Consider the following 21,237-nt stretch of genomic DNA (forward strand, 5'->3'; position numbering starts at 1 on the left):
AGCTCGCCCCTATAGAATCCTGCAGTTCCTCCGCAATAAATCCATCTTTAATGCGAATATCCGTATCACGTCAGCTTTTTAAAAGCATAGGACGACGACCGGACGTCGTCGCACATGACCGCCTCAGACAATCCACATACCTCCTATTTTCTGCACATATCTCCGAAATAGAGACCCTATTCGCCGTTTTCTCACCCTGCGCGACACCCCAAAAACTCGCCCAAGCGATACCAAAATCAATTACGACACATCATTTAGTGTTAGACATTCATTTCTGTATCATTTAAAAATACAGCCATGGCCAAGGCCGTCCCACGAACAAGACAAAAGGCTGGAGACACAGCATGTACGCACAACTGGTTGAGACCGGCGTGAAGCGCATCAAGGCGCTGGAGGAGATGTCCCCCGAGGAACGCGCCTTCCAGGAAAAGATCGATGCCGAGATCAAGATCGAAGCGAAGAACTGGATGCCCGACGCCTACCGCCAGACGCTGATCCGGCAGATTTCCCAGCACGCCCACTCCGAGATCGTCGGCATGCTGCCCGAAGGCAACTGGGTGACCCGCGCGCCGACCCTGAAGCGCAAGCTGCAACTGATGGCGAAGATCCAGGACGAGGCCGGCCACGGCCTGTACCTCTACAGCGCCATGGAAACCCTGGGCGCCGACCGTGACGCCGAGATCGCCAAGCTGCATTCGGGCAAGGCCAAGTACTCGAGCATCTTCAACTACCCGACGCTGAACTGGGCCGACATGGGCGCAGTGGGCTGGCTGGTGGACGGCGCCGCCATCGTCAACCAGGTGGTGCTCCAGCGCACCTCCTACGGCCCGTACTCCCGCGCGATGATCCGCATCTGCAAGGAAGAAAGTTTCCACCAGCGCCAGGGCTACGAAATCCTCCTGACCATGATGCGCCATGGCAACCCGGCGCAGAAGGACATGGTCCAGGACGCCATCAACCGCCTCTGGTGGCCGGCCCTGATGATGTTCGGCCCGAGCGACGCCGACTCCCCCAACAGCGCCCAGTCCATGGCCTGGAAGATCAAACGGCAGAGCAACGACGAACTGCGCCAGCGCTTCGTCGACCAGACCGTGCCGCAGCTCGAACTGCTCGGCTGCACCGCGCCGGACCCGGACCTGAAGTGGAACGAGGAACGCGGCCACTACGACTTCGGCGACATCCAGTGGGAAGAGTTCTACGAAGTGCTCAAGGGCAACGGCCCGTGCAACACCGAGCGCGTCGCCACCCGCCGCAAGGCCATCGAGGACGGCGCCTGGGTCCGCGAAGCCGCGGTCGCCTACGCCCGCAAACAACAACAGAAACGCGACGCCGCCTGAGCCGCGAGGAGAGAGAAGTCATGTCCGAGTGGACCCTTTTTGAAGTGTTCGTACGCAGCAAGCACGGGCTCAATCACAAGCACGTCGGCAGCGTCCACGCCGCCGACGCCGCCATGGCCATCGAGAACGCCCGCGAGCTGTACACCCGCCGCAACGAAGGCGTGAGCCTGTGGGTCGTGCCCTCCGCGCTGATCACCGCCTCCTCCCCCGACGAGAAGGACCCGCTGTTCGACCCGTCGCAGGACAAGGTCTACCGCCACGCCAGCTTCTACGAGCTGCCGCCCGAAGTCGGCCACATGTGAGACGCGTGCGATGAATCCGAATTCCGACAAGATCGAATACCTGCTGCGCCTCGCCGACAGCGCCCTGATCCAGGGCCAGCGCCTGTGCGAATGGTGCGGCCACGCCCCGGCGCTGGAAGAAGAACTGGCGCTGATGAACGTCGGCCTCGACCTCGTGGGCCAGGCGCGCAACTGGTACGAGTACGCCGTGGAGCTGCTGGACGACGGCCGCGACGCCGACGCCCTGGCCTTCCGCCGCGACGAGCGCGCCTTCCGCAATCTGCTGCTGGTGGAGCAGCCCAACGGCGACTTCGCCGTGACCATCACCAAGCAGTTCCTCTATGACGCCTGGCACTTCCACGTGCTGCACGCCCTGAGCGCCTCCAGCGACGAACGCATCGCCGCCATCGCCGCCAAGGGTCTGAAGGAAGTCACCTACCACCTGCGCCGCTCCGGCGAGTGGATGCAGCGCCTGGGTGATGGCACCGAGCAAAGCCATGCGCGCATGCTCGCGGCGATCCCGCAGGTGTGGCGCTTCACCGTCGAGCTGTGCCCCTCTCAAGAGCAAGCCGACGAGATCGAGCAGCGGCTGTTCGCCGAAGGCGTCGCGCCGAACCCGGAAGAACTCGCCGCCGCCTGGAAAGCCAAGGTCGCCGACATCTTCGCCGCCGCGACCCTGCCGCTGCCCGAGCCTGCGGTGAACTTCTACCTCAGTGGTCGTCGCGGTGTGCACACCGAGCATCTGGGCATTCTCCTGGCCGAGATGCAGTTCCTCCAGCGGGCCTACCCCGATGCGACCTGGTGAGCTGATTACCAGCGACCGCGGCGCGCGCGCAGGCACGGCTGACGACCTCAGCCGCGCCTGGAACGTGCTCGGCGCGGTGATGGACCCGGAAGTGCCGGTGGTCAGCGTCGTCGAACTGGGCATCGTGCGCGGGCTCGACTGGCAGGACGGGCACTTGCACGTGGTGGTCACCCCCACCTACTCCGGCTGCCCGGCCACCGAGGTCATCGAGCAGGACATCCAGCACGCCCTGGAGCACGCCGGCTTCGCCGCGCCGCAACTGGAACGCCGGCTGAACCCGGCCTGGACCACCGACTGGATCAGCGACAGCGGCCGCGAAGCGTTGCGCGTCTACGGCATCGCCCCGCCGGCCGGCAGCACCAGCAAGCGCAGCCTGCTCGGCGAAAGCCCGGAAGTCTGCTGCCCGCAGTGCGGCAGCGCGCACACCGAGCTGCTCAGCGAGTTCGGCTCGACCGCCTGCAAGGCGCTGTACCGCTGCGTCGACTGCCGCGAACCGTTCGACTACTTCAAGTGCATCTGAGCGGCGACGCCGCCGGAGAAGAACAATGAGCAAGTTCCACAGCCTGAAAATCAAGGAAGTGCGCGCGGAAACCCGTGACGCCGTGTCCATCGCCTTCGACGTCCCGGCGGCCCTCGCCGACAGCTTCCGCTTCCAGCACGGCCAGCACCTGGTCATGCGCACCCAGCTCGATGGCGAGGAAGTGCGCCGCTCCTATTCCATCTGCAGCGGCGTCAATGACGGCGAGCTGCGCGTGGCGATCAAGCGCGTGCCGGGCGGGCGTTTCTCCGCCTATGCCAACGAAGCGCTGAAGGTCGGCGCCAGCCTGGAAGTGATGCCGCCGGCCGGCCACTTCAACGTCCAGCTGGACCCGGCGCGCCACGGCAACTACCTGGCGGTCGCCGCCGGCAGCGGTATCACGCCGATCCTGTCGATCGTCAAGACCACCCTGGAAACCGAGCCGCACAGCGGCGTCACCCTGCTCTACGGCAACCGTTCCAGCAATGCCGCGATGTTCCGCGAGCAGCTCGAAGACCTGAAGAACCGCTACCTGCAGCGCCTCAACCTGATCTTCGTGTTCAGCCGCGAACAGCAGGACGTGGACCTCTACAACGGCCGCATCGACGCCGACAAATGCGGCCAGCTGTTCAGCCGCTGGCTCGACGTGAAGAGCCTCGACGCTGCCTTCATCTGCGGCCCGCAGGCGATGACCGAGACCGTGCGCGACCAGCTCAAGGGCAACGGCATGTCGGCCGAGCGCATCCATTTCGAACTGTTCGCCGCCGCTGGCAGCGAGAGCAAGCGCGAGGCTCGCCAGGCCGCCGCCGCGATCGACAGCGCGAAGAGCCAGATCACCGTGATCAGCGATGGCCGCGAGCTGTCCTTCGAGCTGGCCCGCAACAGCGTCAGCGTGCTCGATGCCGGTAACGAACACGGCGCCGAACTGCCCTACTCCTGCAAGGCCGGCGTGTGCTCGACCTGCAAGTGCAAGGTGGTTTCCGGCGAGGTGGAGATGGACAGCAACTTCGCCCTGGAGGACTACGAAGTGGCGGCCGGCTACGTGCTGAGCTGCCAGGCGTACCCGATCAGCGACAGCGTGGTGCTCGACTTCGATCAGCTCTGATTTCGCTTTTCGCTTCTCGTAGGAGCGAGCTTGCTCGCGAACCGCACTCTGCCGAAATCCCGGCATGAAGCGGAACCCTGATCGCGGACGGAGTCCGCTCCTACGAAAGCCAATCCCACAGTAGGAGCGGACTCTGTCCGCGATTCGCCGGCAGAGCCGGTGCCAACCAGGTTCGCGAGCAAGCTCGCTCCTACGAAAGGAAAACAACTCGGCTCCACCGCCAGCGGCTCACAAGGCTCCTGGCGAACCTAATCCGGCGGCCCAGTCCCGCCACTTCATAAGTACCGCCGACGCCCACCCAGCGCGGCGGTCACCGGCAGCAGCCGGCCCCCTTGCGTAGCGATCCGGAGGAAGACAACCATGGCCCAAGAGCCAATCCTGCAAAGTTTCATCGGCGGCCGCTGGGTCGGCCAGCACGGCGCCCAGGTGCTGCGTAGCGCGCTCAACGGCCAGACCGTGGCGCGCACCCACGAGGAGGTGCTGGACTTCGGGCAAGCCGTTGCCCATGCCCGCGAGCAGGGCCTGAAAGAACTGATGTCCATGGACTTCCAGCAGCGCGCCCAGCGCCTGAAGGCCCTGGCGCTGTACCTGACCGAGCGCAAGGAACAGCTCTACGAGATCTCCCGCCACAGCGGCGCCACCCGCGCCGACAGCTGGATCGACATCGAAGGCGGTGCCGGCACCCTGTTCGCCTACGCCGGCGTCGGTGGCCGCGAGTTGCCGTCGGGCAACGTCGTCCACGAAGGCCCGGCCATCCCGCTGGGCAAGACCGGCAAGTTCGCCGGCAGCCACATCCTGGTGCCGCGCGGCGGCATCGCCGTGCACATCAACGCCTTCAACTTCCCCATCTGGGGGATGCTGGAGAAGTTCGCGCCGAGCTTCCTCGCCGGCATGCCCTGCATCGTCAAACCGGCTACCGCCACCAGCTACATCACCGAAGCCGCCGTGCGGGTGATGCATGAGTCCGGCCTGCTGCCAGCCGGCAGCCTGCAGCTGATCATCGGCGGCACCGGCGACCTGCTGGACCGTCTGCAGGGCCAGGACGTGGTGACTTTCACCGGCTCCGCCGACACCGCCGCCAAGCTGCGCGTGAACGCCAACCTGATCCGCCACTCGGTGCCGTTCAACGCCGAGGCCGACTCGCTGAACTGCGCCATCCTCGCCCCGGACGTCACCCCGGACGACGAAGAGTTCGACCTCTTCGTCAAGGAAGTGGCCCGCGAGATGACCGCCAAGGCCGGACAGAAGTGCACCGCCATCCGCCGCGCCATCGTCCCCGCCAAACACATCGACGCCGTGGCCGAGCGCCTGCGTGAGCGCCTGGCCAAGGTGGTGATCGGCGACCCGTCGGTGGAAGGCGTGAAGATGGGCGCTCTGGCTTCCCACGCTCAGCAGTCGGACGTCGCCGAGCGCGTCGAAGCGCTGCTGAAATCCAGCGAACTGGTCTTCGGCGCCAAGGACGGCTTCGCCCCGCGCGGCGACGGCGTCAGCGAAGGCGCGTTCTTTGCCCCGACCCTGCTGCGCAGCCGTGATCCACACGCAGAAGGCGGCGCCCACGACATCGAGGCCTTCGGCCCGGTGAGCACCCTGATGGCCTACGACGACATCGACGAAGCCATCGCCCTGGCCGCTCGCGGCAAGGGCAGCCTGGTGGCCAGCCTGATCACCCGCGATCCGCAGGTGGCGGCGAAAGTCGTCCCGGCCATGGGCGCGCTGCACGGCCGCCTGCACATCCTCGACCGCGAATCCGCTGCCGAATCCACCGGCCACGGCTCGCCGCTGCCGGTGCTCAAGCACGGCGGCCCGGGCCGCGCCGGGGGCGGTGAAGAACTGGGCGGCCTGCGCGCGGTGAAGCACTACCTGCAGCGCACTGCGGTACAGGGCTCGCCGACCATGCTGATGGCCGTCACCGGCGAATACGTGCGCGGCGCCAAGGTCTACGAGACCGAGGTGCACCCGTTCCGCCGCTTCTTCGACGACCTGAAGATCGGCGAATCGCTGCTGACCCACCGCCGCACCGTCACCGAAGCCGACCTGGTCAACTTCGGCTGCCTGTCGGGCGATCACTTCTACATGCACTTCGATGAGCTGGCGGCGAAGGACTCGCAGTTCGGCAAACGCATCGCCCACGGCTACTTCGTACTCTCCGCAGCGGCTGGCCTGTTCGTTTCCCCCGGCGTCGGCCCGGTGCTGGCCAACTACGGCCTGGACACCCTGCGCTTCATCAACCCGGTGGGCATCGGCGACACCATCCAGGCGCGCCTGACCTGCAAGCGCAAGATCGACCAGGGCAAGAAGAGCCCCAAGGGCGAGCCGCAGGGCGTGGTGGCCTGGGACGTGGAAGTCACCAACCAGCTCGGCGAACTGGTGGCCAGCTACGACATCCTCACCCTGGTGCTCAAGCGCGCTTGATGCGCTGAGCGCAGCGACTCCGGTGTCATCTTCGACCGGCCTTCGGGCCGGTCTTTTTATGCCGGTCGGCCCTGAGGCGTACGGCCCCCGGGGCGCCTCTGCAGGTCGGCCGCGGTTTCAGTCGCCAACGGTGGTCATGCTCTTGCCGTCCACCCGCCGCGTCGGCAGCGACTGCGGATCGAAGCCATCGATGCAGCAGGCATTCACGCTGAGCAGCGCCGGATTGCTGCGGCGCTGGTGGTAGACGTAGATGCCGCACGTCCCGCAGAAGTAATGCAGCGCCACGCCGCTGTTCCAGCGATACAGGCGCAAGGCCTGATCCCCGCGGGTCAATCGGAAGTTGTCCTTCGGCACGGTCGCCATCAGGGCGTTGCGCTTGCGACACAGCGAGCAGTCGCAGCGCACCAGTTCATCGAGCTCCGCCTCGAAGGCGAAAGCCACCGCGCCGCAGTGGCAGGTGCCGGTGTAGTGCATGGCTGATTCCTCGTCATGGATGCACTCAGCCTAGACGGCGAGCCTATTCGTGATTCCAGCTCAACTATCCTTTGCCGTTCATCGCGTTTTTCTCATGGGCCGACTTCCGGACAATGCCTCCCATCGCAGCCCATTCGTCCGGAGCCCCACAGCATGCCCCTCGCACTCCTGGCGCTGACCCTCAGCGCTTTCGCCATCGGTACGACGGAGTTCGTCATCGTCGGCCTGATTCCGACCATCGCCAGCGACCTGGGCGTCACCCTGCCCTCCGCCGGCCTGCTGGTCAGCCTCTACGCCCTGAGCGTCGCCATCGGCGCACCGCTGCTCACCGCCATGACCGGGCGCATCCCGCGCAAGGCCTTGCTGGTAGGGCTGATGGCGCTGTTTACCGTCGGCAACCTGGTGGCCTGGCAGGCGCCCAGCTACGAATCGCTGATCGTCGCGCGGATCCTCACCGGTCTCGCCCACGGCGTGTTCTTCTCGGTCGGCTCGATCATCGCCACCAACCTGGTGAGCAAGGACAAGGCCGCCAGCGCCATCGCCACCATGTTCAGCGGCATGACCGTCGCCTTCGTCACCGGCATCCCGCTGGGCACCTTCATCGGCCAGCACCTGGGCTGGCGCGTGACCTTCCTGGTGGTCGCCGCCTTCGGCGTGGTCGCCCTGCTCGGCAGCCTGCTGTTCGTACCGAAGAACATCCAGCACAGCCCGCCAGCACCGCTGCTGCGCCAGGCCCGCGTGCTGCTGCAGCCGCGCCTGCTGCTGGTCTATGCGATGACTGCGGTGGGCTACGGCGGCTCGCTGATCGCCTTCACCTTCCTCGCGCCGATCCTCCAGGACCTGGCCGGTTTCAGTCCGAACATGGTCGGCGCCGTGCTCCTGGCCTACGGTGTCTCGGTGGCCATCGGCAATATCTGGGGCGGCCGCCTGGCCGACAAACGCGGCCCGGTCAGCGCCCTGAAGTTCATCTTCGGCCTGCTGGCTTCGGTCCTGCTGGTGCTGACCTTCACCGCCGGTAACCCGTGTCTGGTGGTGCTGACGGTGCTGGCCTGGGGCGCAGTCGCCTTCGGCAACGTGCCCGGCCTGCAGGTGTATGTCGTGCAACAGGCCGAGCGCGTGGCGCCGGATGCCGTGGACGTGGCCGCCGGCTTCAACATCGCCGCTTTCAACCTCGGCGTGGCCGGCGGTTCCTGGGCGGGCGGCCTCGTCGTCAGCCACCTGGGCCTGGGCCATACACCCTGGATCGCCGCTGTCGTCACCCTCGCCGCCTTCGGCCTGACCGCCCTGAGCGGCCGCCTGGACCGTAGCAATTCCATGGAACCCGCCGCCCCTGGCGCGGTTCCCACTCACTGATCGACCTAGGAGACTTCCCATGAGCGTTCCCGCATTCGGCCTCGGCACTTTCCGCCTCAAGGGCCAGACCGTCATCGACTCCATCCACACCGCGCTGGACCTGGGCTATCGCGCCATCGACACCGCGCAGATCTACGGCAACGAAGCCGACGTCGGCGAAGCCATCGCCGGCAGCAAGATCAAGCGTGACGAGCTGTACCTGACCACCAAGATCTGGACCGAGAACTACGCGGCCGACAAGCTGATCCCCAGCCTCAAGGACAGCCTGCACAAGTTGCGTACCGACCGCGTCGAACTGACCCTGATCCACTGGCCGTCGCCCAAGGGCGAAGTGCCGGTCGCCGAGTTCATGGGCGCCCTGGCCGAAGCCAAGGCCCAGGGCCTGACGAGCGAGATCGGCGTCTCCAACTTCACCATCGCGCTGATGCAGGAAGCCATCGCCGCCGTGGGCGCCGGCCAGATCGCCACCAACCAGGTGGAACTGCACCCCTACCTGCAGAACCGCAAGGTCGTCGATTTCGCCAGGAGCCAGGGCATCCACATCACCTCGTACATGACCCTGGGCTACGGCAAGGTGCTCGGCGACGAAACCATCATCCAGATCGCCAGGCGCCACGGCGTCACGCCGGCGCAGGTCACCCTGGCCTGGGCCATGCAACTGGGCTACTCGGTGATCCCGTCGTCGACCAAACGCGAGAACCTCGAAGGCAACCTGCGCGCCGTCGACCTGCGTCTGACCGACGCCGACATGGCCGCCATCGCCGCGCTGGAGCGCAACGAGCGCATCACCAGCCCGGAAAGCCTGGCCCCGGACTGGGACTGACCCACCCTTGATCGACAGCCGCCCCTCGGGGCGGCTCTGCCATTGCCTAGGAGTACGGATGAGCGCAGCAAACGACTATGCAGCCTGGACCTGGACACCCGGCGCCGGCCTCGACGGCCTGAGCCTCAAGCGTCTGCCAGTCCCCATGCCGGGCCCGGACGAAGTACTGGTGGCCAACACCGCCATCGCGCTGAACCCGGTGGACTGGAAGATGATCGACTGGGGCCGTGACGACTGGCAGCAAGGCCAGGTGCCCGGCGTGGATGGCGTCGGCATCGTCATTGCGGTGGGCAGCGAGGTGAACCTGCGCGCCGGGGCCCGCGTGGCCTATCACCAGGCGCTGACCCGCGGTGGCAGCTTCGCCGAAGTCACCCTGCTGCGCGCCCGCGCCGTCTACCCGGTGCCGGAGGCCCTGGACGACGCCACCGCCGCCAGCCTGCCCTGCCCCGGCCTCACCGCCTGGCAGGCACTGGATAAACTGCCGGCCTGCAGTAACCGCGACGTGCTGGTGACCGGCGCCGGCGGCGCGGTCGGCTATCTGCTGGCACAACTTGCGCTGCAACGTGGCCTGCGCGTCTGGGTCACGGCATCGGCGAAACACCGTGAGCACCTGCTGCAACTGGGTGTCGCCGGGGTCTTCGATTACCGCGACGGCCAATGGATCCAGCAACTGCTCGCCGCCCTTGGCCCGCGCCGCCTGCACGGCATCTTCGATACCGTCAGCGGCAACCATGCCGCCAGCCTCGCTCCGCTGCTGGGCTACAACGGCCACCTGGTGTGCATCCAGGACCGTCAGGAAAGCGCCCCGCTGCCGGCCTTCAGCACTGCCCTCTCGCTGCACGAAGTGGCGCTCAACAGCATCCACGCCCACGGCGAAACCCTCGACTGGCAGGAGCTGCACGCCGGCGCAGAGCACCTGATGCTGGGCGTCGCCCATGGCCAGCTGCAGGCGCCGGTGAAGCAGTTTTTCGACTTCGCCGAGCTGCCCGAAGCGCTGCGCCGCTTGAAGTCCGGCGCAGGCAGCGGTAAATGGATCAGTCGCCTGCCGGCGCCGATGGTCATCGCCTGATCGGCAACACCGATTTCGCAGGATGAACAATTCGTAGGATGGCGTGGAGCGCAGCGATACCCATCGATACCATGCGCCTGCAGCATGGGTATCGCTGCGCTCCACCCATCCTACAAAGGCGCTCCCCGGACAGTTCCGCCAAACACTCTCATCGAACAGGAGAACATCATGGATCTGGGCATCAAGGGCCGCTGGGCCGTGGTCTGCGCCGCCAGCAAGGGGCTGGGCAAGGGCTGCGCCCTGGCGCTGGCCCGCGAGGGCGTGAACCTGGCGATCAATGCCCGCGACGTCGACACCCTCGCCGCCACCGCTGCCGAACTGCGCCAGCTGGGCGTGGAAGTGCGCGAAGTCGCCGGCGACATCAGCCAGCCTGACGTGCGCGCCGCGCTGATCGCCGCCTGCCCGCAGGTGGACATCCTGGTCAACAACGCCGGCGGCCCGCCGCCCGGCGACTTCCGCGACTGGGAGCGCGAGGACTGGCTGCGCGCCCTGGAGTTGAACATGCTCACGCCCATCGAGCTGATCAAGGCCACCCTCGACGGCATGGCCGAGCGCGGCTTCGGGCGCATCGTCAACATCACCTCCGGCTCGGTGAAAGCGCCCATCGCCACCCTCGGCCTGTCCAACGGCGCGCGCAGCGGCCTGACCGGTTTCGTCGCCGGCGTTGCCCGCCAGCCGCAAGTGGCTGGCCGTAACGTCACCATCAACGGCCTGCTGCCCGGCTCGTTCGATACCGACCGCCTGCGCAGCGGCTACCACCGTGCGGCGACCCTCAGTGGCCGCGATGAAGGCGAACTGGTGGAGGCCGGCAAGCAGGAAATCCCCGCCGGGCGTTTCGGCAGCGCCGAGGAATTCGGTGCCTTCTGTGCCTTCCTGTGCAGCACCCACGCCGGCTACCTGACCGGGCAGAACCTGCTGCTCGATGGCGGGGCTTACCCGGGCACCTACTGATACGTCCGTGATCTGAACGCTTTTCGTAGGACCGAGGGGGACGCCTAGTTCTTGCTCGCGAACCCGCCCCCGCTGCGATGCGGTTCGCGAGCAAGCTCGCTCCTACAATCACCGCCCCTGGATCTACAATCCCCCCGCCGCTCCCCAACAGGCCCATCGATGAAAGCCCACTCCGACGAACTCAAGACCTTCGCCACGGTGATCGACTGCGGCTCCATCACCGCCGCCGCCGAACAGCTGGGGCTGACGCCCTCGGCCGTGAGCCGGGCGTTGTCGAAGCTGGAGGAAAAGCTCGGCACCACCCTGCTCAACCGCACCACCCGGCGCATGAAGCTGACCGAGGAAGGCGAGTTCTTTCTGGAGAACGCCCGCCCTATCCTCGAGCAGATGGACGCCCTGGAAGAACGCCTGGCCCTGCGCCAGCAATCCCCGGCCGGGCGCCTGCGGATCAACGCGGCGTCGCCCTTCATGCTGCACGCCGTGGTCCCGCACATCGGCGCCTTCCGCGAGCGCTACCCGGATATCGAGCTGCAGCTCAACACCAACGACCTCAACATCGACCTGCTGGAACAGAGCACCGACATCGCCATCCGCATCGGTCACCTCGCCGACTCCAGCCTGCACGCCCGTCCGCTGGGCAGCAGCCGCCTGAACCTGCTCGCCGCACCGGACTACCTGGAACGCCACGGCACTCCGACCAGCCTGGAGGAACTACTCGGCCACTCGCTGCTGGGCTTCACCCAGCCCGAGGCGCTGAACGTCTGGCCGATCCGCCACGCCGGCGGCGACACCCTCACAGTCGATCCGTCGCTGTCCGCTTCCAGCGGCGAGACCCTGCGCCAGCTGGCCATCGGTGGCCAGGGCATCGCCTGCCTCGCCAGCTTCATGACCTGCGATGACATCCGCGCCGGGCGACTGGTGCGCGTGCTGCCGGAGATGACCAGCGAACGCCGCCAGCCGATCCACGCGGTGTACTACCGCAATTCGCAGCTGGCGCTGCGTATCCAGTGCTTCCTCGACTTCATCCAGGAGCGCCTGGCGCAGTCGCTGCACGCCACCGGCTAAGCCAAGAAATTTCCCACAGCCGGAAAACCTCGACCACACTCAACAGGGTTCGCGACGCTCCAACGCCGGGGGCGTCTTCCCGCCGAGATCGAGGGCCTGGCATGTCACCCATGCTGCTGTACCTGCGCGCCATCATCCATCCTGGCCGCGATACCCTGCTGTTCGCCCTGCGCACTGTGCTCGCCGGGCTGCTGACCTTGTACCTGGCGTTCCTGCTCGACCTCGACCAGCCCAAGTGGGCGACCATGACGGTGGTGATCATCAGCACCCCGCTGGCCGGCATGACCCTGCAGAAAAGCTTCGCCCAGGTCATCGGTACCACCATCGGCGCCATGGTCGCCGTGGCGATCATGGCGCTGTTTCCCCAGGCGCCGCTGCCCTTCATCGTCACCCTGGCGCTGTGGCTGGCGCTGTGCACGGCCGGCGGCACCCTGATGCGCTTCACCTATTCCCACGCCTTCGTCCTCAGCGGCTTCACCGCGGTGATAGTCGCGTTGCTGGCCCAGCCGGCGCCCGAGTCCACCTACACCCTGGCCATCACCCGCGTCACCGAAACCCTGCTGGGCGTCGCCTGCGTGACCCTGGTCAGCCTGTTCTTCGCCCGCCCGCAGAGTGTGGCGCGCGGCTATTTCGCCAAGGTCGACCAGCTGATCCGCCTGATTGCCGTGCACGCCGCCGCGGTGATCCGTGGCGAGGAGCTGGAGGAGGACTTCCAGCAACGGCAGAAACAACTGCTGGGCGAGATCGCCGCCCTGGAAATGTTGCGCCGCCACCTGTATTTCGACGCTCCTCGCCTGCGCGGCGCCGATGAACTGGTGCAGCAACTGGCCAACCAGCTGGTACTGATGACCTCGCGACTGGCGATCCTGCGGCGCCAGCGCAAGCTCATCGAGGCACGCCTGAGCGGCCCATTGCCCGAATCGGTGCGGCGCCTGCGCGAGGACGAACTGGCCTGCCTCGCCGAGCTGGCCGAGTTCGGCCGCGACCTGCCCAGCGCTACCCGCAAGCGTATTACCCAGCTGCGCCAGCGCTTCGACGCCGCCGCCAGGCAGGCCGAGGAGCTGGCGGACGGACTGCCCACCTCACTGCGCTCACTGGCCTGGGCGCTGCGCTTCGAGCAGGCGCGGCTGATGCAGCAACTGGACGAGATGATCGAGCTGAGCGAAGCGATCCAGGAAGGCCGCCCCGGCAGCAGCTCCTACCCGCAGAGCCAGGCCCACGCGTTGCATCTGGACTTCCACCTCGCCGCGATGAACGCCACCCGCGCTTTCCTCGCGCTGTGCTGCGCCGGCTGGATCTGGATCGAGACCGCCTGGGACGGCGCCCGTGCCGGGATGATCCTGGTCGGCATCCTCTGCTCCCTGCTCGCCACCTTCCCGCGCCCACTGATGGCGAGCCTGGCCTACATGCGCGGCCTGGCCATGGCTCTGGTAGCGGCGGCGCTGCTGCAGTTCCTGCTGCTGCCCAGTGTGGGCGACTTCGAAATGCTCGCGCTGTTCCTTACACCGCTGCTGTACGTGATCGCAGTGGGGCTGGCCAACCCGCAGACCGCCGGAATTGGCATCGGCCTGGGACTGTCCACCTTCCTCCTGGTCGGACCGCAGAACCAGGGCGCCTGGATCAACACCTCGTTGCAATGGTTCGAGTTCGCTGGCGGTTACGTCAGCGCCGGGGTGCTGGCCTTGCTGGTGTACGCCTGGGTCTTCCCCTTCGACGCCGATGCACGCCTGCGCCGCCAGTCGCGCCGCACCCGCGCCGAAGTGCGCGCGGTGCTGCTGTCCAAGCCCAGCGAGGCACGCCGCTTCCTGTTCGAGAGCCGCATGCTGGATCGCCTGGCGATCATGCTCGGGTTGCTGCCGGCAGCGCGCGACAGCCAGTCCGGCGAGCGCTTCCAGTGCAGTCTGGCGAGCATGACCCTGGGCGTGGTGCTGCACCAGTTGCGCCGTGAGAGCCTGAACGCCAACGGCCTGCCGCAAGCCCTGCGCGAGCGTCTGTCACTGCTGCTGGATGAACTCGCCGCCTGCCTCGACCAGCCGCCTGCCGCGCCGCTGCACCGGGTGCTGCCCGCCATGCGCGAGCTGGGCAACGAGCTGGATGAGCTGCAGAGCCAAGGCAGCCACCCCAGCGGCGACGCCATGCGCCCGGTATTCGTCAGCGGCGTTGCGCTGCTGGTGGCCGCCGACCTGCTGGAACGTTTCCGCGACCTCTACGGGGAATCCGCCGACCTCCACGACGACCACGGGGAAGCCGCGCTGCATGCCCGTTGATATCGAACTGGGCGGGGTCTACCTGCCACCGCTGGCCCAGGCCCTGCTGCTGGCCCTGCCCATCTTCCTGCTGCTGGACTGGAGCCTGCGTCGCCTCGGAGTCCTGCGCCTGGTCTGGCACGAGGCGCTGTTCGAAGGCGCGCTCTATGCCTGCATCTGCGCGGGCCTGATCCTGCTCATGGGAGCGCTGCACTGAATGGCCAGCCTGCGCAAAGCCCTGCCGCCACTGCTCACCCTGGCCGTGGTCGCGCTCGCCCTGATCCTCGGCTACTTCGCCTGGACCTACTACACCCGGGCGCCCTGGACCCGCGACGCCCGCGTGCGCGCCGACGTGGTGACGCTCTCGGCGGACGTCACCGGGCGCATCGTCGAACTGCGGGTGAAGGACAACCAGCACGTCAGCAAGGGCGAGCTGCTGCTGACCATCGACCCGGCGCGCTACGAGCTGGCGGTGCTGCATGCCGACCGCGCTGTGGAAGTCGCCCGCGCCGCGCTCGGCCAGTCCCAGGCGGCGATCGCCGCCAACCAGGCGCTGTTGCAGCAGCGCCGTAGCGAGGAAGTCCGCCGCCGGGCGCTGAAGGCTCGCTCGGCGATCTCCAACGAAGAGTGGGAGAAGGCCCAGACCGATGTCACCGTGGCCGAGGCGCAGTTGCTGCGCGAACAGGCCAACCTGGGCCTGGCTCAAGCCAGTGTGGCCCTCTCCGAAGCCGCACAGCAACAGGCCCGCCTGGACCTGGAGCGCACCCAGGTGGTGGCACCGGTGAACGGCTACGTCACCAACCTGCTGACCCGCGCCGGAGATTACGCCACCGCCGGCCATTCGCTGGTGGCGCTGGTGGACAGCGACTCCTTCTATGTCGGTGGCTACTTCGAGGAGACCAAGCTGCCGCGCATCCGTGAGGGTGATCCGGTGGACGTGCAGCTGATGAGCGGCGAGCGCTTCGACGGCCGCGTCGAGAGCATCGCCTTCGCCATCACCGACCGCGAGAACGTCGCCGGCGCGCGCCTGTTGGCCAACATCAACCCGAGCTACACCTGGGTGAAGCTCGCCCAGCGCATCCCCGTGCGCCTCAGCATCGACCCCGACTACAAGGGCCGCGAACGCCTGCGAGCAGGCACCACCGCGACCGTCAGCGTGGTCGAAGGCTCTCGATAAAACCGATATTCCGATGGGCAGGCGGAACTTTCATCATCGCCCCGTCATCAACCCATCGCGTGATTGTCACCCGCCGGGTGCAGCATGCCCCCAGCTTCCCGCATTCCGCGCGGACGCCCGCGCATGAGGATGCCCCTTGCCCCGCTTTCGCCTTCTGGCCGCTTCCCTGCTGACCTGCACCACCCTCGCCCTGGTGGCCTGGCGTGCGTTGCCTTCGCCTCTGGAAGACGTGCCGAGCAGCAGCCTGTTCGCACAGAACTGGGCCCGCGGCGGGGTCGTCCTGCTGGTGCGCCACATGGAGCGCTGCGATCGCTCCTCCGCCGAGTGCCTGGGCGCCGCCGACGGCATCACCGCCCGCGCCGCTGCCCTGGCCAGGAGCATGGGCGAGAGCATCTCCCGACTCGGCCTGACCACCACCGACATCTACAGCAGCCCGGCCAACCGCACCATGCAGACTGCCGACCTGATGTTCGACCGCAGCGTGGCGCGCCAGGACTGGCTGCTCACCTGCAAGGATGGCGACCTCGCCGAGCAGATCCGTGAACACAAGGCGGTACACCGCAACCTCGTGCTGGTCACCCACAGCGAGTGCTTCGACCTGCTGCGGGAGAATCTCAAGGTGCGCGAATCCGACACACCCGAGTACGGCAGCGCCCTGGTGCTGTTCGACGAGAACGAACCGAAGCTGCGCATTGCCGGCGAAGTCGAGACCGATGAGTGGCTGGCGCTGGTGGACCCGCACAAGCCCCACTGAGCCGCTGCCAGAAAGCGCTTTCTGTGCCATCTTCTTGCGATCGTTCCAAGGAGAGGCTCGATGCCCACCCTGCTCACCAGTCACCCGCTGTTCGCCGCCCCCATTCTGCTGCTGATCGACCTGCTGCTCTGGCGGCTGGTCGGCCCGGCTCATCCGCACTGGCGGCTGGCCGTACGCCTGCTCGGCTTCCTGCTGTTCAGCCTGCTGCTGTTCAACGCCGGCATGAACCCGCTGCAGGCCGCACCCTGGACGGAGGACCTGCCCAGTCACATGGTCGCCACCGCCGTGCAGATAGTCTGGTGGCTGTTCGCCGCTCGCTGCCTGACTGTGGTGCTGGGCTTCCTGCTGGTGCAACGCATCGGCCACGGCGGGCGGCTGCTGCAGGACGTGGTTGGCGCGCTGATCTTCCTGGTCGCCATCATCGCCGCTGCCGGCTACGTGCTGGAGCTGCCGGTAAAGGGCCTGCTGGCCACTTCCGGGGTGGTGGCCATCGTCCTCGGCCTGGCACTGCAGAGCACGCTGAGCGACGTGTTCTCCGGCATCGTGCTGAACACCACCAAGCCCTACCAGCTGGACGACTGGATTTCCATCGACGGCATCGAGGGCAAGGTCACCGAGATCGACTGGCGCTCCACCTACCTGCAGACTTCCCAGGGCACGCTGGCCGTGGTGCCCAACTCCCTTGCGGCCAAGGCCAAGGTGCTCAACCTGAGCCGCCCGGCGAACCTCTATGGGGTCAGCGTGAGCCTGACGGTGAGCCCGCACATCCGACCACGCAAGGTGATCGAGGCCCTGGAACATGCCCTGGGCGGCTGCCGCGCCCTGCTGGCCAGTCCGGCCCCCGCGGTGAGCGTGCGCAAGTCCGCGCCGGACGGGGTGGAATACGAAATGAGTGGCTTCGTCGCCGCCATGGGCGAGAAACGCGAGGTGCGCAACCAGCTGTTCGACCTCGCCTATCGCCACCTGCAGGCCGCCGGCATCAACCTGCTGGCCGAGGCCGACGCGCCGATGCGCGAGAGCGCCTCGCGGGCACGGGCGCTGCTGGTGCGCTCGGGCCTGTTCGACGCGCTGCGCGACGAGGAGCGCGAGGAGCTGGCGAAGCGCATGCAGCGCCGGCCCTTCAAGCGCGGCGAAGTGCTGCTGGCGCCGGGGGACATCAGCGACCGCCTGCTGATCATCGACTCCGGCGTGGTCAGCGTCACCCTGCCCCACGACAGCCAGACCATCGAGGCCGGCCGCATGGGGCCGGGCGAGGTGTTCGGTGAGGCCGGCGTGCTGACCGGTTCAGCCTGGCAGGCGCAGTTCACCGCCATCAGCGACGGCGCCGCCTACTACATCGACAAGGAGACCCTCGCCCCCTGCATGGAGGCGCGTCAGGAGATCGCCGAGGCCATGGGCCGTCTGCTGGACTTCCGCCAGAAGGCCAGCGCCGCGCTATTGGTGGAACAGCCCGCGGTGGTGCAGCAGCGCGGACTGATGGCCTGGCTCAAACAGCACGCCGGACGCCGCTACAAGGCCTGACTCCATTGCAGATCAGGCGTTGCTGGATCAGGCGCTGACTTCCTGCAGGCAGTCCAGCGGCACCCAGCCGGCATCGCCACCGGAGCGCACGCACCAGAGCCAGCCGCCCAGCTCTCGCCCGCCTTCGAGCCGCTCGCCGACTTCCACGTCCAGCTCGCGGGCGGTGTAGTCCTCCATCGCCACCCCGGCCCCCGGCGCGGTCAGATTGAACACCTGCCCCGGCACCCAGCCTTGACGCTGGCCGGGCGTCGAGCAGAAGTACCAGTCTTCCCAGCCCTCGGCGCCTTCGTAACGCTCACCGACGAACAGCGGCGCGCCCTTGGTGAAGGTGATGGGCGCGGGGTACTCGCTGCGGTGACGCTGGATCACTTCGTAGTGCATGTCGATCTCCCGGTACCCTGGACCGATCCATGCTACTCCTCACAGCGCATCATGGAAGATCACCCCGAGGGTGAAGCGCTCACCGGTATGCAGGCGACTGACAGCATGGCGCAGGTTGACCCGGTGATACCCGCGCGCGCCGCGTACCGGGCGCTGAGCCACGGCAAACACCACCGCATCGCCCTGCCGCAACGGCACCACGGCCGCCCGCGACTGCATTCGCGGGCGCTGCTCGGTGAGAACGAACTCGCCGCCTTCGAACTCCTCGCCCGGCCGCGACAGCAGGATCGCCACCTGCAGCGGGAAGGCCAGCTCCCCGTAGATATCCTGGTGCAGGCAGTTGTAGTCACCGGCGCGGTAGCGCAACAGCAAGGGTGTCGGCCGGCGCTGGCCGGCGGCGGCGCACTGGGCGAGGAAGACGGCATGCTCCGGCGGGTACTGGATGCCGGTGCCCATGCGCTCCTGCCAGGTATTGGCGATGGTACACAGCGGCGGATAGAAGGCCTCGCGCAGCTCCTGCAGCAACGCCGGCAAGGGATAGGCGAAGTAGCGGTATTCGCCGAGGCCGAAGTTGTGCCGGGCCATGACCACGCGGCTGCGAAACGGCGCTTCCTGGTCGTAGAGCGCGCGGAGCGTCTCGCACTGCGTCCTGTCCAGCAGGCCGGGGATCAGCGCGTGGCCGTCGGCGTCGAGTTGCCGGGTGAGTGCAGGCCAGTCCAGGCCGGACAGGGTTCGGGAGAGGGGCATCTTGGCGATCCGTGATGGCAATGCCTCAGTCTAGGACCGCCCCTTCCCGCAGCGCGCCCCGGCACTGACTTTCAAACTTCCCTGTAGGAGCGCCCCATGGGCGCGATCGCGGGCATGGCCCGCTCCTACAGTGTTGGTATCCGCCGCGGTGGCATCGGCGGATAACCCGTTCCGGGTTATTCGCCCTACGGGTACCAGGAAATCAGGTCAGCGGCCGGCCCTGTAGGGCGAATAACGCCTATGGCGTTATCCGCCGCCATGGCGGACAGCCCTTCCAGGTTAGTCGCCCTGCGGTGGCCGACCAATGGGCCCATCGGTCAGTTGTCATTGTAGAATCACAGACATCCACCCCGGACCGACTACCGCCATGAGCACCGAAGATCCGATCCTGCGCGACATTTCCCGCGTCACCCTGCAGCACTACCAGAACAGCGCCCAGTCTTTCCGCGAGGGAACCTGGGACCACGACGTCACCCAGAACATTGCCGCGCTGCTGCGACATATCCAGGGCGAAGCACCTTTCGTGCTGCTCGATTTCGGTTGCGGCCCAGGGCGCGACCTGTGTGCTCTGAAAGGCATGGGGCATGCACCGGTCGGCCTGGACGGCTGCGCCGACTTCGTCGTCATGGCCCGCGAGGCCAGCGGCTGCGAGGTCTGGCAGCAGGACTTCCTCGCTCTCGACCTGCCCGCCGAGCGCTTCGACGGCATCTATGCCAATGCCAGCCTGTTCCACGTACCGCGCAGCGAGCTGCCGCGCGTGTTGCGCCAGCTGCATGGGGCGCTGAAGCCGGGTGGCGTGCTGTTCAGCTCCAATCCGCGTGGGGAGAATCAGGAAGGCTGGAATGGTGGGCGCTATGGCTCCTACCACGATCTGCAGAACTGGACGCGCCTGCTGGAGGACGCCGGGTTCCGCGAACTGGAGCACTACTATCGCCCGGCCGGACTGCCGCGGGAGCAGCAGCCCTGGCTGGCAAGCGTGTGGCGCAAGGTCTGAACTGACTCGGACGCGGGAAACCGCTACGCCACGGAAAGCGCCGGAGCAAACCTGCAGGAGCGCCCGATGGGCGCGATCGCAGGCAGGGCCCGCCCCTGCCGGGGAACACGATTCCTGGCAGGGGCGAACCGCACCAGCGATTCGATCACGCGGGTGTTGCCACCCGCGTCAAACCGCCGATCAGCCCTTCGCCGCCCAGGCGTTGAAGCGCTGTTCCAGGTCCTCGCCGTGGTCGACCCAGAACTCGAAGTTCACCGGCACGGCCTGTTCGAGGTTCGCCGGCGCCGTGTTCAGGCGCTCGATCAGCTTGGGATCGATCAGCTTGTTGGTCCCCAGGTTCACCGAACCGTAGCCCAGCTTCACGGTGTGGATCTTCTGCTGTTCGGGCGACAGCGAGAAGGCGATGAAGTCCTCGGCGGCCTTCTTGTTCGGGCTGCCCTTGGGGATCGCCCAGGAGTCGATGGCGTACAGGCTGCCGTTCCATACCACCTTCATCGGCACGCCCTCTTCCTGTGCAGCGAAGGCGCGGCCGTTGTAGGCGGTGCTCATGACCACGTCGCCGCTGGCGAGGAACTGCATCGGCTGCGCGCCGGACTCCCACCACTGGATCGACGGTTTGATCTCATCGAGCTTCCTGAACGCGCGATCCACGCCTTCCTTGGTGGCCAGCACCTTGTACAGGTCTTCCCTCTTCACGCCATCGGCGAGCAGAGCGATCTCCAGGGTGTACTTGGCGCCCTTGCGCAGGGAGCGCTTGCCGGGGAATTTCTTGGTGTCCCAGAAATCCGCCCAGCCGGTCGGGCCATTGGCGAGGCGTTTGCCGTCGTAGACCATGGCCATCGACCAGACCAGCAGGCCGGCGCCGCAGTCGGAAATGGTGCCGGGCACGTAGTCTTCGGCCTTGCCGAGGATCGACGGGTCCAGATGTTCGAACAGACCTTCTTCGCAGCCGCGCAGCAGCTCCGGGCCTTCCACCTGGACGACGTCCCAGTTGACGCCACCGGTGTCGACCATGGCCTTGATCTTACCCATTTCGCCGTTGTACTCGCCGGCGATCACCTTCATGCCTTCCTTCTTCTCGAAGGGTTTGTAGAAGGCTTCGGTCTGTACGTCCTTGCTGATGCCGCCGAAGGAGATCACGGTCAGGTCAGCAGCCATGGCGCCGGACGCCACGCCCATGAGCAGGGCTCCCAGAATCGGGTTTTTCATTTCCACCTCTTGGCTT

General features: G+C 66.9%; 21 protein-coding genes. 17 read left to right on the top strand and 4 right to left on the bottom strand.

All coding sequences use genetic code 11. The features are described 5' to 3' along the window. Positions 1-344: 344 nt before the first annotated feature. The 6 genes from paaA (at position 345) to paaZ (ending at position 6,457) form a co-directional block, all read left to right on the top strand. A complete protein-coding gene (gene paaA / locus J2T47_RS12530) occupies positions 345-1,337 on the top strand; it encodes a 1,2-phenylacetyl-CoA epoxidase subunit PaaA (protein WP_253446923.1) in 993 nt (330 codons plus the stop codon). A 20-nt stretch (positions 1,338-1,357) separates the two neighbouring features. Continuing rightward, positions 1,358-1,639, top strand: a complete 282-nt coding sequence (gene paaB, locus J2T47_RS12535; protein WP_017520939.1) for a 1,2-phenylacetyl-CoA epoxidase subunit PaaB — start codon at positions 1,358-1,360, stop codon at positions 1,637-1,639. 10 nt (positions 1,640-1,649) lie between these two features. Further along, entirely contained in the window at positions 1,650-2,423 is a 774-nt protein-coding gene (gene paaC, locus J2T47_RS12540; protein ID WP_253446927.1) for a 1,2-phenylacetyl-CoA epoxidase subunit PaaC, read from the top strand. Then, positions 2,410-2,943, top strand: coding sequence for a 1,2-phenylacetyl-CoA epoxidase subunit PaaD (gene paaD / locus J2T47_RS12545; protein ID WP_253446932.1), 534 nt, complete (start codon positions 2,410-2,412; stop codon positions 2,941-2,943). Before paaC ends, paaD begins: the two co-directional genes overlap by 14 nt. Before the next feature lie 25 nt (positions 2,944-2,968). Next, a complete protein-coding gene (paaE, locus tag J2T47_RS12550; protein ID WP_253446936.1) occupies positions 2,969-4,045 on the top strand; it encodes a 1,2-phenylacetyl-CoA epoxidase subunit PaaE in 1,077 nt (358 codons plus the stop codon). A gap of 360 nt (positions 4,046-4,405) precedes the next feature. Further along, positions 4,406-6,457: a phenylacetic acid degradation bifunctional protein PaaZ gene (gene paaZ, locus J2T47_RS12555; protein WP_253446940.1), complete on the top strand. Its 2,052-nt coding sequence runs from the start codon at positions 4,406-4,408 to the stop codon at positions 6,455-6,457. A 117-nt stretch (positions 6,458-6,574) separates the two neighbouring features. On the opposite strand, the gene J2T47_RS12560 is transcribed toward paaZ, so the two are convergent. Next, positions 6,575-6,931 carry a GFA family protein gene (locus J2T47_RS12560; protein ID WP_253446943.1) on the bottom strand — a complete coding sequence of 119 codons (357 nt, stop codon included), beginning with the start codon at positions 6,929-6,931 and terminating at the stop codon, positions 6,575-6,577. Between the two features lie 153 nt (positions 6,932-7,084). Here J2T47_RS12560 and J2T47_RS12565 point away from each other — a divergent pair, with 153 nt between their 5' ends. The 10 genes from J2T47_RS12565 (at position 7,085) to J2T47_RS12610 (ending at position 17,890) form a co-directional block, all read left to right on the top strand. Next, a complete protein-coding gene (locus J2T47_RS12565; RefSeq protein ID WP_253446946.1) occupies positions 7,085-8,284 on the top strand; it encodes an MFS transporter in 1,200 nt (399 codons plus the stop codon). 19 nt (positions 8,285-8,303) lie between these two features. Next, positions 8,304-9,107, top strand: a complete 804-nt coding sequence (gene dkgB / locus J2T47_RS12570) for a 2,5-didehydrogluconate reductase DkgB (RefSeq protein ID WP_253446949.1) — start codon at positions 8,304-8,306, stop codon at positions 9,105-9,107. Positions 9,108-9,165: 58 nt separating this feature from the next. Beyond that, positions 9,166-10,176, top strand: a complete 1,011-nt coding sequence (locus tag J2T47_RS12575; protein WP_253446954.1) for a zinc-binding dehydrogenase — start codon at positions 9,166-9,168, stop codon at positions 10,174-10,176. Positions 10,177-10,344: 168 nt separating this feature from the next. After that, a complete protein-coding gene (locus tag J2T47_RS12580; protein ID WP_253446957.1) occupies positions 10,345-11,127 on the top strand; it encodes an SDR family oxidoreductase in 783 nt (260 codons plus the stop codon). Positions 11,128-11,286: 159 nt separating this feature from the next. Then, positions 11,287-12,192, top strand: coding sequence for a LysR family transcriptional regulator (locus J2T47_RS12585; RefSeq protein ID WP_253446960.1), 906 nt, complete (start codon positions 11,287-11,289; stop codon positions 12,190-12,192). A gap of 101 nt (positions 12,193-12,293) precedes the next feature. Beyond that, on the top strand, positions 12,294-14,459 hold the full coding sequence (locus J2T47_RS12590) for an FUSC family protein (RefSeq protein ID WP_253446963.1): 2,166 nt from the start codon (positions 12,294-12,296) through the stop codon (positions 14,457-14,459). Further along, positions 14,449-14,655, top strand: a complete 207-nt coding sequence (locus J2T47_RS12595; RefSeq protein WP_045207441.1) for a DUF1656 domain-containing protein — start codon at positions 14,449-14,451, stop codon at positions 14,653-14,655. Before J2T47_RS12590 ends, J2T47_RS12595 begins: the two co-directional genes overlap by 11 nt. Continuing rightward, positions 14,656-15,615, top strand: coding sequence for an HlyD family efflux transporter periplasmic adaptor subunit (locus J2T47_RS12600; protein ID WP_253446966.1), 960 nt, complete (start codon positions 14,656-14,658; stop codon positions 15,613-15,615). It abuts the gene before it with no gap. A gap of 136 nt (positions 15,616-15,751) precedes the next feature. Next, complete coding sequence (locus tag J2T47_RS12605) at positions 15,752-16,369, top strand: histidine phosphatase family protein (protein ID WP_253446969.1); 618 nt, start codon at positions 15,752-15,754, stop codon at positions 16,367-16,369. Between the two features lie 60 nt (positions 16,370-16,429). Further along, positions 16,430-17,890 carry a mechanosensitive ion channel domain-containing protein gene (locus tag J2T47_RS12610; RefSeq protein ID WP_253446972.1) on the top strand — a complete coding sequence of 487 codons (1,461 nt, stop codon included), beginning with the start codon at positions 16,430-16,432 and terminating at the stop codon, positions 17,888-17,890. A 27-nt stretch (positions 17,891-17,917) separates the two neighbouring features. Here J2T47_RS12610 and J2T47_RS12615 read toward each other — a convergent pair whose 3' ends face one another. Together J2T47_RS12615 and J2T47_RS12620 are read right to left on the bottom strand one after the other, a co-directional pair. Then, a complete protein-coding gene (locus J2T47_RS12615; protein WP_253446976.1) occupies positions 17,918-18,271 on the bottom strand; it encodes an SH3 domain-containing protein in 354 nt (117 codons plus the stop codon). A 39-nt stretch (positions 18,272-18,310) separates the two neighbouring features. Further along, the gene (locus J2T47_RS12620) at positions 18,311-19,018 is read right to left on the bottom strand and encodes a 2OG-Fe(II) oxygenase (RefSeq protein WP_253446979.1); all 708 of its coding nucleotides are present in this window, start codon (positions 19,016-19,018) and stop codon (positions 18,311-18,313) included. Between the two features lie 367 nt (positions 19,019-19,385). Between J2T47_RS12620 and J2T47_RS12625 the strand changes: the two genes are divergently transcribed. Continuing rightward, positions 19,386-20,012 carry a class I SAM-dependent methyltransferase gene (locus J2T47_RS12625; RefSeq protein WP_253446982.1) on the top strand — a complete coding sequence of 209 codons (627 nt, stop codon included), beginning with the start codon at positions 19,386-19,388 and terminating at the stop codon, positions 20,010-20,012. A 180-nt stretch (positions 20,013-20,192) separates the two neighbouring features. Here the strand turns inward: J2T47_RS12625 and J2T47_RS12630 are convergent, their stop codons facing one another. Then, positions 20,193-21,221, bottom strand: coding sequence for an ABC transporter substrate-binding protein (locus tag J2T47_RS12630; protein WP_253446985.1), 1,029 nt, complete (start codon positions 21,219-21,221; stop codon positions 20,193-20,195). Positions 21,222-21,237: the final 16 nt, after the last annotated feature.

The organism is Pseudomonas nitroreducens, assembly GCF_024170165.1.
In the GTDB taxonomy this organism is placed as follows: domain Bacteria; phylum Pseudomonadota; class Gammaproteobacteria; order Pseudomonadales; family Pseudomonadaceae; genus Pseudomonas; species Pseudomonas nitroreducens_C.